This window comes from Kiloniella sp. (genome assembly GCF_965205715.1).
Lineage (GTDB): Bacteria > Pseudomonadota > Alphaproteobacteria > Kiloniellales > Kiloniellaceae > Kiloniella.
Genome location: NZ_CBDBHW010000014.1, coordinates 275,504 through 290,262, shown reverse-complemented (window position 1 = coordinate 290,262; position 14,759 = coordinate 275,504). Strand labels below are relative to the sequence as shown.

At 45.9% G+C, this 14,759-nt stretch carries 16 protein-coding genes; 10 read left to right on the top strand and 6 right to left on the bottom strand.

The features are described 5' to 3' along the window. Nucleotides 1-140: 140 nt before the first annotated feature. The 3 genes from ACOGW3_RS18375 to ACOGW3_RS18365 all read left to right on the top strand — a co-directional run bounded on the left by ACOGW3_RS18375 (nucleotide 141) and on the right by ACOGW3_RS18365 (nucleotide 3,187). Nucleotides 141-782, top strand: coding sequence for a class I SAM-dependent methyltransferase (locus ACOGW3_RS18375; protein WP_419904300.1), 642 nt, complete (start codon nucleotides 141-143; stop codon nucleotides 780-782). A 183-nt stretch (nucleotides 783-965) separates the two neighbouring features. Then, nucleotides 966-2,174, top strand: a complete 1,209-nt coding sequence (locus tag ACOGW3_RS18370; RefSeq protein WP_419904299.1) for a PLP-dependent aminotransferase family protein — start codon at nucleotides 966-968, stop codon at nucleotides 2,172-2,174. 254 nt (nucleotides 2,175-2,428) lie between these two features. Further along, the gene (locus ACOGW3_RS18365) at nucleotides 2,429-3,187 is read left to right on the top strand and encodes a sulfite exporter TauE/SafE family protein (protein ID WP_419904298.1); all 759 of its coding nucleotides are present in this window, start codon (nucleotides 2,429-2,431) and stop codon (nucleotides 3,185-3,187) included. Nucleotides 3,188-3,221: 34 nt separating this feature from the next. On the opposite strand, the gene ACOGW3_RS18360 is transcribed toward ACOGW3_RS18365, so the two are convergent. Together ACOGW3_RS18360 and ACOGW3_RS18355 are read right to left on the bottom strand one after the other, a co-directional pair. Further along, on the bottom strand, nucleotides 3,222-3,842 hold the full coding sequence (locus ACOGW3_RS18360) for a hypothetical protein (protein WP_419904297.1): 621 nt from the start codon (nucleotides 3,840-3,842) through the stop codon (nucleotides 3,222-3,224). 123 nt (nucleotides 3,843-3,965) lie between these two features. Beyond that, complete coding sequence (locus ACOGW3_RS18355) at nucleotides 3,966-4,757, bottom strand: substrate-binding periplasmic protein (protein ID WP_419904296.1); 792 nt, start codon at nucleotides 4,755-4,757, stop codon at nucleotides 3,966-3,968. Between the two features lie 359 nt (nucleotides 4,758-5,116). On the opposite strand from ACOGW3_RS18355, the gene ACOGW3_RS18350 reads away from it, so the two are divergent. The 5 genes from ACOGW3_RS18350 (at nucleotide 5,117) to ACOGW3_RS18330 (ending at nucleotide 9,516) form a co-directional block, all read left to right on the top strand. Beyond that, a complete protein-coding gene (locus tag ACOGW3_RS18350; RefSeq protein ID WP_419904295.1) occupies nucleotides 5,117-5,530 on the top strand; it encodes an ester cyclase in 414 nt (137 codons plus the stop codon). 161 nt (nucleotides 5,531-5,691) lie between these two features. Continuing rightward, nucleotides 5,692-6,096, top strand: coding sequence for a GFA family protein (locus ACOGW3_RS18345; RefSeq protein WP_419904294.1), 405 nt, complete (start codon nucleotides 5,692-5,694; stop codon nucleotides 6,094-6,096). A gap of 443 nt (nucleotides 6,097-6,539) precedes the next feature. Further along, nucleotides 6,540-8,048: an IS21 family transposase gene (istA, locus tag ACOGW3_RS18340; RefSeq protein WP_419901087.1), complete on the top strand. Its 1,509-nt coding sequence runs from the start codon at nucleotides 6,540-6,542 to the stop codon at nucleotides 8,046-8,048. After that, nucleotides 8,045-8,857, top strand: a complete 813-nt coding sequence (gene istB, locus ACOGW3_RS18335) for an IS21-like element helper ATPase IstB (RefSeq protein WP_419901088.1) — start codon at nucleotides 8,045-8,047, stop codon at nucleotides 8,855-8,857. The genes istA and istB overlap by 4 nt, the downstream gene beginning before the upstream one ends. A gap of 137 nt (nucleotides 8,858-8,994) precedes the next feature. Continuing rightward, nucleotides 8,995-9,516, top strand: a complete 522-nt coding sequence (locus tag ACOGW3_RS18330) for a hypothetical protein (protein ID WP_419904293.1) — start codon at nucleotides 8,995-8,997, stop codon at nucleotides 9,514-9,516. A 153-nt stretch (nucleotides 9,517-9,669) separates the two neighbouring features. On the opposite strand, the gene ACOGW3_RS18325 is transcribed toward ACOGW3_RS18330, so the two are convergent. After that, nucleotides 9,670-9,999 carry a hypothetical protein gene (locus ACOGW3_RS18325; RefSeq protein ID WP_419904292.1) on the bottom strand — a complete coding sequence of 110 codons (330 nt, stop codon included), beginning with the start codon at nucleotides 9,997-9,999 and terminating at the stop codon, nucleotides 9,670-9,672. Between the two features lie 11 nt (nucleotides 10,000-10,010). Then, the gene (locus ACOGW3_RS18320) at nucleotides 10,011-10,739 is read right to left on the bottom strand and encodes an AraC family transcriptional regulator (protein ID WP_419905954.1); all 729 of its coding nucleotides are present in this window, start codon (nucleotides 10,737-10,739) and stop codon (nucleotides 10,011-10,013) included. A 203-nt stretch (nucleotides 10,740-10,942) separates the two neighbouring features. Between ACOGW3_RS18320 and ACOGW3_RS18315 the strand changes: the two genes are divergently transcribed. After that, complete coding sequence (locus tag ACOGW3_RS18315; protein WP_419904291.1) at nucleotides 10,943-12,160, top strand: MFS transporter; 1,218 nt, start codon at nucleotides 10,943-10,945, stop codon at nucleotides 12,158-12,160. Nucleotides 12,161-12,261: 101 nt separating this feature from the next. On the opposite strand, the gene ACOGW3_RS18310 is transcribed toward ACOGW3_RS18315, so the two are convergent. Together ACOGW3_RS18310 and ACOGW3_RS18305 are read right to left on the bottom strand one after the other, a co-directional pair. Further along, on the bottom strand, nucleotides 12,262-13,248 hold the full coding sequence (locus ACOGW3_RS18310; protein WP_419904290.1) for an LLM class flavin-dependent oxidoreductase: 987 nt from the start codon (nucleotides 13,246-13,248) through the stop codon (nucleotides 12,262-12,264). Between the two features lie 104 nt (nucleotides 13,249-13,352). After that, a complete protein-coding gene (locus ACOGW3_RS18305; protein WP_419904289.1) occupies nucleotides 13,353-13,844 on the bottom strand; it encodes an ester cyclase in 492 nt (163 codons plus the stop codon). Between the two features lie 334 nt (nucleotides 13,845-14,178). Here ACOGW3_RS18305 and ACOGW3_RS18300 point away from each other — a divergent pair, with 334 nt between their 5' ends. After that, nucleotides 14,179-14,754 (top strand): SLOG family protein, encoded by a 576-nt coding sequence (locus ACOGW3_RS18300; protein WP_419904288.1) that lies wholly within the window; start codon nucleotides 14,179-14,181, stop codon nucleotides 14,752-14,754. Nucleotides 14,755-14,759 lie beyond the last annotated feature (5 nt).

Genomic DNA, 14,759 nt, shown 5'->3' with positions numbered 1-14,759 from the left:
GGGGGGTACCTTAAAGCTCAGGTCATAGATCTTGACAAAGAAAAATAGACTTAATTGATCCGGATCAAGCTTGGAACCATTTATAAACGGTATTCCTTATAGAATGGTGCTCTAAGTTTCCTGACGTTAAAGGAAACAACTTGATCAAGCTAAAGATATATAACCGGATTGCCCAATTCTATGACATTCTGGATTGGCCATTCGAGTATTTTCGTTATCAAGCTGTACGTCGGAAGGTATTTGATGGTTTGGAGGGGAGGTTGCTCGACGCAGGTGTTGGAACTGGTCGAAATTTCCCTTTCTATCCCAAAGATAGCGATGTAACTGGCATTGATCATAGCGATGTAACTGGCATTGATCTAAGTGCGGCAATGCTACAGCGTGCGCAATGGCGTAAAGAAAAGCTCAAGGCCGAGGTTGAGTTGCATGAAATGAACGTGACCCAACTGACATTTTCCGACGATAATTTCGATTGCGTCGTCTCTACGTTCCTTTTCTGCGTGCTTGATAGTGAACACCAATTACCAGCGTTAAAAGAACTGGGGCGGATATGTCGACCAGATGGCGCAATCTACATAGTGGATTACACGTTTTCTAAAAATCCTTTCCGGCGTTTTGTTATGAGACTCTGGGCGCCCTTTATCTCTCTGGCTTATGGTGCCGCCTTCAATCGCAATACAGAGCAGTATCTGGATGCCGCAGGGCTGAAGATTGAGAAAAAGAAGTTTCTTTATAAAGACATTATAAGGCTGTTGGTCCTACGCCCTAAAGGTACTGGTTGAAATGAGTATTATGGATAAATAACAATGGTTTGTGTTGGTATTTTCGCTTGAACTTAAAGTTTAAGGCGATCTCTGTGTTTTTGTGTTGTCCTCAGAAATTAGCTTCGACCAAATCATGATTATTGACATAAACGCGTGACCTGAAGTACTTGGTAATTTCTTATTTTACAGGAGTTGCGGTTCATGGACTGGGAAAACGTATTTGCTACGCGATCATCGCGGATGAAAGCTTCTGAAATCCGAGAGTTGCTTAAGCTATTGGATCAGCCTGATATCATCTCCTTTGCCGGCGGTATTCCCGACCCAGCCCTGTTCCCCGCAGAAGAGTTTCAGCAGGCCTTTACGGATACTCTGACAGGCGAAAAGCGGACAGATGCGTTGCAATACTCTGTCAGTGAAGGTTATGCACCTCTTCGCGAGTGGATTGCAGAGGAAATGGAGAAGTTGGGCATACCCTGTTCAATCGATAACATCCTCATTACTTCCGGATCGCAACAGGCTCTGGATTATCTTGGCAAGTTGCTGTTGTCTCCCAATGATACCGCGCTCGTGACCTGGCCAACCTACATGGGGGCTCTTGGGGCATTTAATGCGTATGAACCTATCTATGATCGCTTGATCCCCAACGGTAATCGCTCTGCAGCTGAATATCGGGATACTGCCGAAGAAAATAATAGCCAGGTTAAATTCGCGTATATGTCTGTGGACTTCGCCAATCCAACGGGTGAAACATTGGACCGTCCAGGTCGTGAGCGCCTACTCGATCTGGCTGAAGATATGGACATCCCTGTGATCGAGGATGCGGCATACCAGTCCCTTCGGTACGACGGTGATCCCATTCCCCCGATCCTGGCCTTGGATATTGATCGCAATGGTCACATTGATAACACCAGAACACTTTATTGCGGTAGCTTTTCTAAAACTCTGGCGCCGGGTTTGCGAGTAGGGTGGATATGTGCGGCTCAAACCGCGATTAGCAAGCTTGTTTTGATGAAGCAAGCTGCTGACTTACATTCTTCGAGCATTAATCAGATCGCGATCCACGATGTAGCCTCCAAAGGTTTTGATCAGCAGGTTGCTAAGATCTCTACCGCTTATTCTGCACGACGTGATTGTATGCTTGCGGCATTGGAAGAGCATATGCCTGAAGATGTTAGCTGGACCAAGCCGGAAGGTGGTATGTTTGTCTGGTTGACGTTACCCCAGAACTTAGACGGGGCGGATTTGTTAGCCAGTTCCATTAAAACCCAACGGGTCGCCTTTGTGCCTGGCCATGCCTTCTATGCTGACGGCTCAAACCGTAACACGATACGTCTGAGTTTTTCTCAAGCGGATGAGAAAACCATCAATGAAGGTATTGATCGGCTGGGTAGGTTATTGAAATCTGTCTAATCCCTCTGAGTGTCAAAGGCTCTGGATTTTTTATAGTAGGGAGGGCCGTTAGGTCCTCCTGAAGCTATTGTTGTCATAAGCTCGATGTTTTTTTCGCTTTCCTATTCTCGTATTTAATACCTTTCAGTTTTGCATAGTTGCATGACCTCAGAAGGCCGGATAGACTTCGGTTTCTGATGTCGTTATCACGCAAATTATCCCGTATATTTATTCCTTATACTTAATTTAAAAACTGAAATGAACACCTCCATCCTATGGAAACAATTATAAATTTCCTTGTGCCTCCCGCTTTATCTGTTGAAGCTTCGTTACTGCTCATAATGGCCAGTTTTTTTACTTCGGGAATTACCACTGCAGTGGGAATAGGGGGTGGTTTGGTGATGCTGGCGATCATGGCAAATGTCATGCCTGTTGCTGCTATCGTACCCATTCACGGTGCGGTACAAACGGCCAATAACACCAGCCGCACCTACTTGTTACGCAAGAACATAAGCCTGTCGATTTTATTTTGGTTCACACTCGGTGGCATCATCGGTATTGCTTTGGTAAGTCAGGTGGTACTCACACTCCCTGTGTATCTTTTGCAATTGATAATGTCGGGTTTTATTCTCTTTAGCGTATGGGGACCAAAGCTGAAAAACTTCAGCAACGGTAAGAAATCGCTTGTTCTGGGAGGGATCGTATCGTCTGCGACTTCAATGTTTATCGGGGCTTCCGGGCCGATAACGGCAGCATTTCTCCCGAAATCAAAACTTGATCGACAGCAACTGGTTGCGACCCATGCAGGCACAATGGTTTTACAGCACGGTTTCAAAATATTTGCGCTCGGTCTCTTGGGGTTTGTCTATTCACCGTGGATAGGTCTTTTGATCGCGATGTTGATTTCCGGGTTTTTGGGGTCTTTGGCCGGGCGGGCGATTTTGTGGCGTATTCCAGAACAGAGATTTAAGCTCGTCTTTAATATTGTTCTTACGCTTTTGGCACTAAGGATGCTTTACCAGGCAGTCGGTTGAATTCTGAAGTGACAGTTTTAAGCTGCGTGATGCCTTAAAATTCAGAAATATAGCCAAACCTATCTTCTCTTTGCAGCAGATCTGAAAAACGTTTCATAAAAGGGGTGAATTCCTGTCCCAGATAATGGTATAGAGGGGCAGAGATGACGGTTTGTTTCTGGATGGGACGCGGGATGATTTCGCCGTTTTCTACCTGAATTTTTACCGTTATATCAGCGGACAGAAAACCGGATAACTCTCCGGAGTTATAGGCTCGAAACAACTCTTGAGCATTACTGAACTTCCGACCCCTTTTGTTTTTGATATAATTTTCCTGCCAGATAATACCAAGGGTATATCCTATGGGCAGATCTGCTTTCGCTAGACTATCCGGGTGTTGCCAAAGCGATGAATTCAACATCATGAGGGGTACAGACGATCTCACAAAATCACGTTTATAAGCCCTCTCTACCTTTTCGATGCGCATGACTTCTCCGTTCACCTGTTTATTGTTGAAGGAGGCAATGCCCCGGCGTCCGGGGTAGGGCATAAACCTTACCCGGCAACCCAGTTCTTGATAAATTTCGCCAAGGGTTTTAACGACGAGGAGGGATAGTGACCCCTTGTCTATGGTCGCAAGCGTAGCTGGGCAATCAGCAGGAGTTTGCCCAAACACTTTATACGAAGGCCCGACAACTAAAGCTACGGCTGATAAAAGACAAAATCCTGTAAGTGGTGTTATACAGTTCATAATCTACCCTGATTTTTCAGGTTATTGACCGTGTTTTAAGACTGCTTCCTAGTTGATGTGATATTGTTTGAGGATGCTATCTAGTGTGTTGTTATCTTGAAGGGCTTTAATCGCATTATTAAACAGAGTTATTGTTTCAATGTTCACGGATGTTTTTGAAAACATAAAATGCATGGGATCTGCTTGCAATACAATCCCAGTATCTCTGATCCTATTGGAGAGGCCAGCTGTATTAGCCAAGTGGTTGAAAACCAAGCGTTCTTCAACGGTACCCTCTACTCTGCCTTTCGCTAATTTTCGTAAATTTATTACAGATTCCGAGGCGTATTCTATATTCTCACTATTCAACAAGTTTACGATATTACTCATTTGTGAGTAATCATAGCCACGAACAAGACTTAACTTATTTCCCTGTTCAAGAAACTGCTCAACACTCTGTGGAGGCTCCACATCTTGGTTAATAAAGAGTGTTTTCTCTGCATGCCGATAAGGAATAGAGAAGAGGGCAAATTGAACGCGTTCAGTGGTTAAGAAAGTAGAAGAGGCCATGTCAATATAGCCATTTTCAATCCCGATAAGATGACGTTTCCACGGGCGGGCCAACCAGATGATCTCGCATCCTGTATATTTAGCCAACGCATCGACAATTTTCAAATCAACGCCACCTATCAACTCGCCATCTTTGACAATCAAGAAAGGGGGGTAATGCTCATACCCAATTGTTAGTGGGCGATCACATTCGGCGAGTGCTGGGAAAGCATATGCAATTAAACTAATGAATACCCCAACTTTGACGAAAACTAGCCTTAGCCTTAATTGTATCAAGAACAAGATTTTCATTGATTTATCCTATTTCTCTCCCCCTGATTGCCTCTATTTAAATTCTCTGAAAAACAATATAAATAAACAATTTTGCTATCACTATTCGGGCAAAATTCGCCTTACCCCATAATACAGTAATAAGCACTGGCTGTCTGTAGTCAGAAAATACTGAGTTATAGAGCGATCAGGACTAAACATTCCAAAGTTCGAAACGTGAAAATATTAAAACCCTTTCCGCGGATACTATTGATACAGGGATTTTGGTCATACAAGAGCATTGAAAATAATAGTGATTTGGTGAGGAGGTTGCCTTTGCTGTACACTCGCTGTGCTCCGGTCTTCTGCCGGACGCCCTGATACTTGGGAGGATGAATAAGATGTCTATGAAGCAAAACGCCCATGATTTCTTTGATGCATGCGAGACAGGCAAAGGATGGGAAGTTTGTCAGCAATGGTGCCATGATGGGGCGACTTTTTCTGTCCAAGCGGATGCGCTTGCCGATATGACGACGATTGAGGGTTATACCGAATGGGTGAAAAGTTTGTCTGTCCCGATACCGGACGGTCATTACAAGTTGAAGTCTTTCGCAGTAGATGATGAGCGCAAAAACGTAACCGCTGCTTCTGTTTTCCACGGTACGCACACCGTCGATGCCGGAAACGGAGCGCCAACAGGAAAGTCGATTGCTACAGATTATGTCTATGTGATGGATTTTGACGGTGACAAGATCAGGCACATGACCAAAATCTGGAACGATGGTCATGCGTTAAAACAACTCGGCTGGGCATAGTAGAGTATTTTTCGAGCTGATATGTGAGCGCGACCGCTAAACACTAACCAAACTTTCACTGACAAAATGATCTGGTGGAAGTTCCGTATTTTGTACGCTTGTTGACAACCAATGTTCTTGTTATGTTCTCATTTCATAAAAAATACATGAGGGGATAGAGAATGATCAAGGGAAGCTGTCTTTGCGGGAAAGTACAATTTCAAATCACAGGTGAACCACATTCATTAAGTTATTGCCATTGTTCAAGATGTCGAAAAGCTGCGGGCGTATTTTCTGCAGTATTGATCGGGAAGGGGGATGATCTTTCAATAACAGAAGGGCATGATGATATAGCCAAGTTCGTACCAGATTCTGAATGGAAGCTTGAACGGTGTTTTTGCAAAAATTGCGGAACTTCTCTGGGAGATATGGCGACGGGAGATATATATGTGGTCGCGGCCTCAGCCTTGGATGATGAACCCAAAATACGGCCAACACTTCATATCCATACCGCATCAAAGCCTGACTGGTATGACATCGTCGATGATTTGAAGAAATTTGAAGGCGATTACCTTCCAGAGAAATAAGGGACCTCTGAACCGGCTGTTTATCCTGGGAAATGGTAATTAGCCGGAGAAGTATAAAAACGTGGCATTTTATGTATGATTATTTTTGAAAATGTGGGACGTTACAATGATCCAACGTTTATAAATCATAAAAAGTCAAATGCGTGTCTCACTCAATTATCAAATTATGCAGCCTGATTTTCCTTCTTTTGTTTGGCGTGACAACTGGGAGTATTGCAGCTGAAAGAACCTATGTAATTGGCTATAGTGAGGGCAGTCCATTCTGTTCAGCGACAATAACCTTGGCCGGTTGCGACAACCACCTTGGCCGGTGGATCTGATCATTAAAAAGGGCGTGCCCGTTTGATAATCAGATCCACCGGCCAAGGCTTAATTTGGTGTTAGTTACAAGCTGCTGTGAGTTGATAAATTAGGAACCTCTAGATGTAATTGGAGGAACCTGTTTGCCGTATAAATTTATCACAGATGAACAACTGAGACTTTACATGACAGATAGAAAAACTCATGGTCAACGAACCGCCGCTGCCCGCGCAGGGTTTAGCGAACGCACGGCCCGCCGATTTGACGTTGATGCGACTTTACCGTCACAACGCAATATAAAGCGAGGGCGAACAGTTTCTGATCCGCTTGAAGATATCTGGGATAAGGACATCCTTCCCATTTTGGATAAAGACAACTCGGTCAAACCCATTACTTTGTTGCGCCACATACAGAGCCTCTATCCGCTCCGTTTTCCCGATGACCGTGTCAAGCGCACGTTAGAGCGCCGAGTTCGGGGATGGCGGGCTCTGAATGGCCCTGAAAAGGATATCATTTTCAGGCAAACACCTGAGCCGGGTTACATGGGCCAATCAGATTTCACGGATGCAGCCGACTTAAGTATTACCATTGCAGGAGATCCTTTGGTGCATCGGCTCTATCATTTTGTTCTGGTATATAGCCGATGGGAACATGTTGGGGTCGTACTTGGCGGTGAGAGTTTTACAGCCCTTGCGGAGAACTTACAAAATGCGCTTTGGTCCTTGGGGGGCGCTCCTGAAAACCACCGGACCGACAGCCTGTCTGCGGCCTTTCGGAATTTGAGCGTTGAGGAAAAGGAGGACATTACCAAACGTTATTCTGCTTTTGTTGAGCACTACGGTATGGAGGCCAGTCGAAATAACAGAGGGGAATCACACGAGAACGGTGCCATTGAATCTCACCACGGTCACCTTAAGACTGCGATAAAGCAGGCCCTGATTTTGCGTGGCAGTAATGACTTTGACACTTTGGATGAGTATCGGCGATTTTTGGACGAGCTGATTGCTAGACGGAACAAACATCGTGACCAAGATATCCAAACAGAGTTGAAATCTCTCAAGGCGTTACCTCCTCGGCGAACAACAGATTACACTGAAGTCGTGTCGAGAGTTACCAAAACAAGTGGTTTTTTAGTTAAGCAGGTTTTTTATAGCGCCCCTTCTCGCCTAATTGGTCAACGCTTGCGTGTCCATATTTACGATAACCGGATAGAAGCCTATCTAGGCAGCACTCATGTCGTCAGCCATTCTCGTGAGCGGGGGCACGGCAAAGGCCCCCGCATTCATGTTATCAATTATCATCACGTCATTCATGCTCTCAAACGTAAACCTCAGGCACTCGCCAATTCTATTTATCGTGACAGTATTTTTCCAAGAACCGAGTACTCCCTGGCCTGGACATTGTTTCAGAAAAAGTTGTCCCGCAGAGATGCGTGTCGTCAGATGGTTGGGATACTTTTCCTTGCGCACGAAGAGGCTTGTGAGGCCGAAGTCGCGCACCTGATTTCGAGAGAAATCAATGCAGGAAGGCTACCTTGCGCAAAAAAACTTAAGCTGAATATCACAAAAAAGAACACGGATTTACCTCCTGATATTCCCGTGGTTCAACCTTCATTATCAGTCTTTGATACTCTGTTGGAGGATCGGGCATGACAAACATTGAAGTGGATCAGCACAAGCTGCCTCTTATGCTAACTGACTTACGATTACCCAGCTTTCACAAACACTGGCAAGATATCGCAATCCAATCCGACAAGGAGGGCTGGTCAGCAGCCAGGTTCCTTGCCGTTTTGGCCGAATATGAATTGGCCGAAAGGGACACGCGACGCATTCAACGCCATCTCAACGCATCAAACCTGCTGGGCGGAAAAACTCTGGCCACTTTTAACTTCAAGCGGCTGCCTAACGTGAAAAAGGCGCAGGTCGAAGCCTTGTCTGCCGGTGACTGGATTGACGCAAGAGCAAATCTGATTGCCATTGGAAATTCAGGGGGAGGAAAAACTCATCTCCTATGCGCCGTAGGTTATGCTCTTATAGAGGCTGGATACCGTGTGCTCTATACGCAAACCAGTGATCTGGTGCAAAAACTCCAGGCTGCCAGACGTGAACTTATGCTCGAAAACGCCCTCGCAAAACTCGATAAATTTGATCTCATCATTCTCGATGATATTACCTATGCACAAAGGGATATATCTGAAACATCCGTGCTCTTTGAATTGATCGCCAGACGATATGAGTACCGAAGTATTGCAATTGCTGCCAATCAACCTTTTAGCGGATGGGACAATATTTTTCAAGATAAGGCCATGACCGTTGCAGCAATCGATCGTCTTGTTCACCACTCAACCATTCTTGAGATGAATATCGACAGCTACAGACAATGGGAAGCCGCCCAAAATCTCAAAAAAATGTTGCGGAAAACCACAAACAAAAAGGTGAAAAATATGCCTGAAGCATCGTAAATAAACGTCAGATCACAGCCGCATCAAAAGCGGCCAAGGTGGTTGACGCAACCGGACAAAGTGGTTGACGCTCTACACCATTCCACCTTCAGGCATTGGAACGTGTTCGCTTGGTCTATAGTCGAGCTGGATTGAATGTGGAATTTAGAGCTCTGCCGCATCAACGTACTCTGGCCTTAGCAAACAAAGGAGAAATTGACGGAGATGTTGCGCGTGTCCCATCGATTGTAAACAAATATCAAAATCTAAGAAAAATTGATGAAAAACTTATTGCTCTTCGCGGCGTTGCATATACTTCATTAAAGGAAGTAACTTCATATAATGATGCGCTATTAGATAATAATGTCATTGGGCGAGTGCGTGGCATATATTGGTCTGAAGAAAAGTTGAACACATATAGCTCGGTAGGCGTAAACACTTATCCTCAAATGTTCAAAATGCTTGCAAATAAGCGCTTGGGCATAGTATTGGCAACGGAAGCGAGTGGCGATGATGTTGTGAAGGAAATGGGTGAAAGCGCTTCTGGCATTGTTAAGCTAGAACCACCGATCTTTTCTACCGACTTGCATCATTACGTGCATAAGAAAAACATTTCTATAATCCCAAAACTTGAAACAGCTATAAAGTCCATCCGCCGTGAAGGGTTTTGGACGAAATAGGTGGGATAATTTTGATGTACGAGGCTTTATCTTTGGGAATAGTTAATTCGCATAATCTATATTATGGAAAATATTGGAATTGTTGTTTTAACATTTATAAGCCGAGAGAGCCTTACTGAATAAGTTTGGGTTTCGGACACGATGGCCACTGCTTTAAGACAACGAATAAATTAGTTCTGAACACATATCTGGAGATATCTCTCCTTCTAATGCTGGATTTGCGAGTTGAAAGATTGTCTTGTCAAGTTCTTCAGCTTTATTCTCTTCAAACTTAACATCCTCTCGGCATTCTATTAAGTTTGCCCAGTTTTCTATTTCTTTAGCGCAAATATCTCCTGAAATATAACGTTGAAGCACGTTAATAATTTGAACTGATTTTATGGCGAATGCTTCGCCTTCGAAATCCCAGTTTAATTTAGACAAGTTATTAGATATTTCTTCTATTGGTTTGGAGAAAGTAACCAAACTTTCTAATGTTACCATTCTGTTGTCCATTATCGCATATCTCCTACGAAATAAGCCGTTGGCGTCTTGCCCAGGGTGCGTTTGAACATGGCGATAAATGCGCTGGGGCTGTCGTAACCCAGATCAATCGCGACAGTTGTGACGGGCTCGCCGAGCGCTAGGCGCTCCATTGAAGCCATCAGGCGGCATTGGCTGCGCCATTGGCGGAAGGTCATGCCGAGTTCCTTGGAAAACAGCCGTGCGAGAGTGCGGCTGCTGGCCCCCGCCTCGCCTGCCAGTTCTTCTAGACCGCGGGGCTCTGACGGATCGTTGATCAGACATTCGGTGATCCGGCGCAATCTTTGGTCTTGCGGCATAGGTAGATGCAAGGGCACGGTTCTGGCGGATCGGATTTGATCCATCAATACCTGCATCAACCGTCCATCCGCGCCCTCTTCATCATATTCCACCGGCATGGTCGCGGCGTGGATCAGCATTTCCTTGAGCAAGGCAGATACCGAGATCACACAGCAGGTGTCGGGCATGCTATGGGCAAAGTCGTTGTCCAGATGCACCGCGCGCCATTTTGAGCCGTGAGGAGAATAAACCTCGTGCGTGGTTCCTTGCGGGATCCAGACCGCGCGCTGCGGCGGCACCACCCAACTGCCTTGGTCGGTATAGATCGCCAACACCCCCTCCGAAGCATAGGCCAACTGGCACCATTCGTGGCTGTGCGGCAGCACACGGCGACCTGGCCGCATGTTAGCAGCGCGTACCATTACTGGGCGTATAAGGTGTTCTGGCGTATCGCGTGGTAAGGAGATCAGTGGTTGGTTGGGACCAGGTTCAACCCGCATGGCACCCTCTTCTTGTTAGGTTTTGTCCGTTTGTCGATATCTTATGGCATGGTAGCGCAAGACAGTCGATAAAACTAATCCTATTGTGGGCGCAATCAAAAAACCTAAAGGGAATTTACACTGTAATGAAGCCGATCAGCCATTATCTCAAGCCTGAAGTCTGGCGTACGCCGGAAGGCTGTCTCATCATTCTCTCTGCCGCGATGCCACTGGCTTTTGCGACATGGATGAGCCTTTTGAATAACTTCGTCGTGGAGAAGGCTGATTTTGGTCTGGCCGAGATCGGTATTTTGCAGTCAGTACGTGAAATTCCCGGCCTGCTTGTTGTGAGCGCACTTTTGTTCCTGCTCTTCATCAAAGAACGCACCTTTGGCCTAATGGCCCTGATCCTGCTGGGAGTTGGGGTTGCCGTAACAGGATTTTATCCCAGTGCTTTTGGGCTTTATGTCACCACGGTGATCATGTCGTTCGGGTTTCACTATTACGAAACCGTGCAAATGTCCCTCACCCTGCAATGGGTCGATAAATCACGCGCCCCCGTATCCATGGGGCGTCAGCTCTCCGCGCGTTCCATCGCATCGATCATTGCTTATGGCATGATATGGGTGATCTTCACGTTCTTTGGCCTCGATTATAAATGGGTATATTTGGCCGGTGGCACCATGACCATCATAATGGTGTTGTTTGTTGTGGTTGCCTTCCCGTCCTATCAGCCAAAAGAAGTGCAGCATAAGAAGATGCTGTTACGCAAACGCTATTGGCTATTTTATGCTCTGACATTCATGGGTGGCGCTCGTCGACAGATCTTTGTAGCCTTTGCCAGTTTTATGATGGTTGTGAAATTTGATTTCTCAGTGGCCGAGATCACCATGCTCTATCTTGTCAACCAGGCGATCAATTTCTGGTTGGCACCCAAAATCGGCAAATTCATTGCCACCTGGGGTGAACGACGGGCATTGATTTGTGAATATATAGGTTTGATCCTGGTGTTTTCCGGTTATGCATTGGTGGCGGATGCTTCGATTGCTGCAGTACTCTATGTGCTCGACCATCTGTTCTTTTCCTTTGCTATTGCTCAGAAAAGCTATCTACAGAAAATTGCCGATCCAAAGGATATTGCTTCCACGTCCGGGGTTAGTTTTTCGATCAACCACATCCCTGCGGTATTCATACCAGTTCTATTCGGCCATGCCTTCCCAGATGAAAACATGTGGATGGTGTTTGCGGCTGGTGCCATTATGGCCGTGATATCACTGATCCTGGCTTTTAATGTACCAAGGGATCCAAGGCCTGGTAACGAAGTGGTCTTTGGGGCAAAAGCGGTGCCTCAACCTGCGGAATAGCTCAATATATCAAAGCAAAGAAAAAGCCGTTACTGGTTACAGTAGCGGCTTTTTCTTTGCCTATGGAAGGGCGTTCGTGATCTGCTGATAACATTGCGTTTTTAAATTGTTATAATCGCCTGTCTGGCAATATCAAAAGACTTAAGTCGGTTCTCTGCGTTGTGAATTGGACTGTTGAAAATCACCTCATCCGGCTTGTGCTTGGCGATTAGTTTTGAAAGTTCTGTGTGGATACGCTCAGGGCCGCCTGTCGCGGCAAAACGCAAGGCATGGTTGACCGAAGCAAGTAACCCGGGTTCGAGCTTGGCCGTAATATCTTCAACAGGTTTCGGCAGGAAGTTAGGTTTGCCTGTGATAACATTGGCAAAACCCTGTTGATGCGACGTCTTGATGAATGTTGCTTCCTCATCTGTATCAGACGCGAAAATATTGATGGAACACGCAAAATACGGTTTATCAAGCTGCCTTGAGGGCTTGAATGTTGTTTGATAAATTTCTACCGCCTGCTCAAGACTGTCAGGAGCGAAATGAGAGGCAAACGCGAAAGGCAGGCCCAAATAGGCCGCCAGTTGTGCCCCATAGAGGCTGGATCCCAAAATCCAGATAGGCACCTCTGTACCTTCGCCGGGAACGGCCCGAACCGAATTACCAGAAGCTTGAGCAAGATAGCCCATCAACTCGACCACATCATCGGGGAAGTGCTCGCCTTGATTGTTCATACTACGTCGCAAAGCCCGGGCGGTGAGTGGATCCGTACCGGGCGCTCGCCCGAGACCCAAATCGATCCGACCGTTATATATTGTTTCCAAGGTGCCGAACTGCTCGGCTACGACCAAGGGTGCATGATTTGGCAGCATGACCCCGCCGGATCCAACCCGAATTCTATTGGTGGCCGCAGCTATGTGACCAATCAAAACTGCCGTCGCTGAACTGGCGACCCCTGGCATGTTGTGGTGTTCGGCCAGCCAGTAACGGGTAAACCCTGATTGATCAGCGTATTGAGCAAGTCTAACAGAGTTTTTGATTGCCGTTTTCGCGGTTGAGCCTTCAGAGATTGGAATAAGGTCTAGGATCGAATAATGGGTCACTTTTTCCTCTTTGAGTCTACAGGCCAGTTAGGTGTTGGGGGCTTGGATGCTGGGGAATTGGCTCAAACTTGAAACCAATTCCCTCTCTATTATTATCGACAAACTTACATTATGCCCAGTTGCTTGTAGAAGCTCAGTGCATCGTAATAATCTGATTGGCTCACAACACTGTTTCCTTCAATCGTGAACGCCGACATACCGAAAATACGAAAGGTTTCACCCGTTGCCGGAGTTCCATCTGCCCATGCGCCGGTATTGGTGCCGCCTAAGACCCATTCAAAGGTAACTTGCTGTCTAGATACAACGGGGGATCCAACGAGATTCCAATAAATATCCGGAACAGCATTCATGAAAGAGTCAATAACCTGAGCCTTTGCTTCTACTCGGCCTTTGACCGTTGCGCCAAGGGCTGAGTCATAATATCGGGCATCTTCGGCAAGAAAGTTGGCGGCAGCGGTTGCATCTTGTGCATTCCAAGCAACGAGGTAGTTATCAACAACAGTCATAGCATCTTGTGCGAATGCAGCAGTGCTACTCAAAGTCATAACCACGATCGCCGCGATAAATCGGGTCGTTCTCATTCCAGATGTAAACATATCTTTATTTCCTTAAATCCAATGCACACGTTCAGTTGCCCTCGCATGTCCTAATTTTCTAATGACCTCAGGCAGACAACCTTCTGGCTGAGAGTGTTCTGTGAAGTTAGGCAGCGTGAGATACCAATGGAAACAGGAGTTACTTGTTTGTGATACAAGTGAGTATAGGGAAGCCTAGTGATCTTGGTGTCCGCATAAGCATGAATTTTTAATCTGCATAATAGTTGCGACAATTACTCTCAGTGCTTTTCAGGCTTGAAAAGGATAATATTTTGGCTCTGATATTTTTAATAATTTTGTTAAATATTCTCGCGCAAACCCAAGGATATATTCAATGAAAGTTATCATCGCTGGTTCCCGTACAATTGATGATTATGACGCCTTAGTAACCTTTGTTGAAAGCATTGGCTGGCCAATTGAGGAAGTTGTTTCTGGCGGCTGTCGAGGTGTGGATGAACTTGGTGAGCGTTGGGCGGAGAGTAAAAGTATTCCTAAAAAGGTATTGCACGCTGATTGGGCTAAATATGGCCGTGAAGCTGGTGAACTTAGGAACCGAGACATGGCCGCCTATGCCGAAGGATTAATCCTGTTGTGGGATGGGAAGAGCCCAGGTGCCAGCTGTATGTTGAGAGAATCAGCCAAGGCCGGAATTATAATCCATCACCAAATTTACAGTCTGGATTGGAAAGAAATCGAACAGTCTGAGAAGGCCATTCTGGATTATTACTGGGCCGGTAAAGGCCGCCTCGTCTATCAACATAACCACTGGGAATGGGAAGTTGTCGATCCTGAAGCACCGGTAATCCCTCAAGAAGCCATCCACGGTCTGATCGAACGCGGATTCTTAGAAGAGGAAACCATTACGATCTTACGTTCCACCCGTGAAGGCCATCACAGTAAATTTGCCTAAAGTAC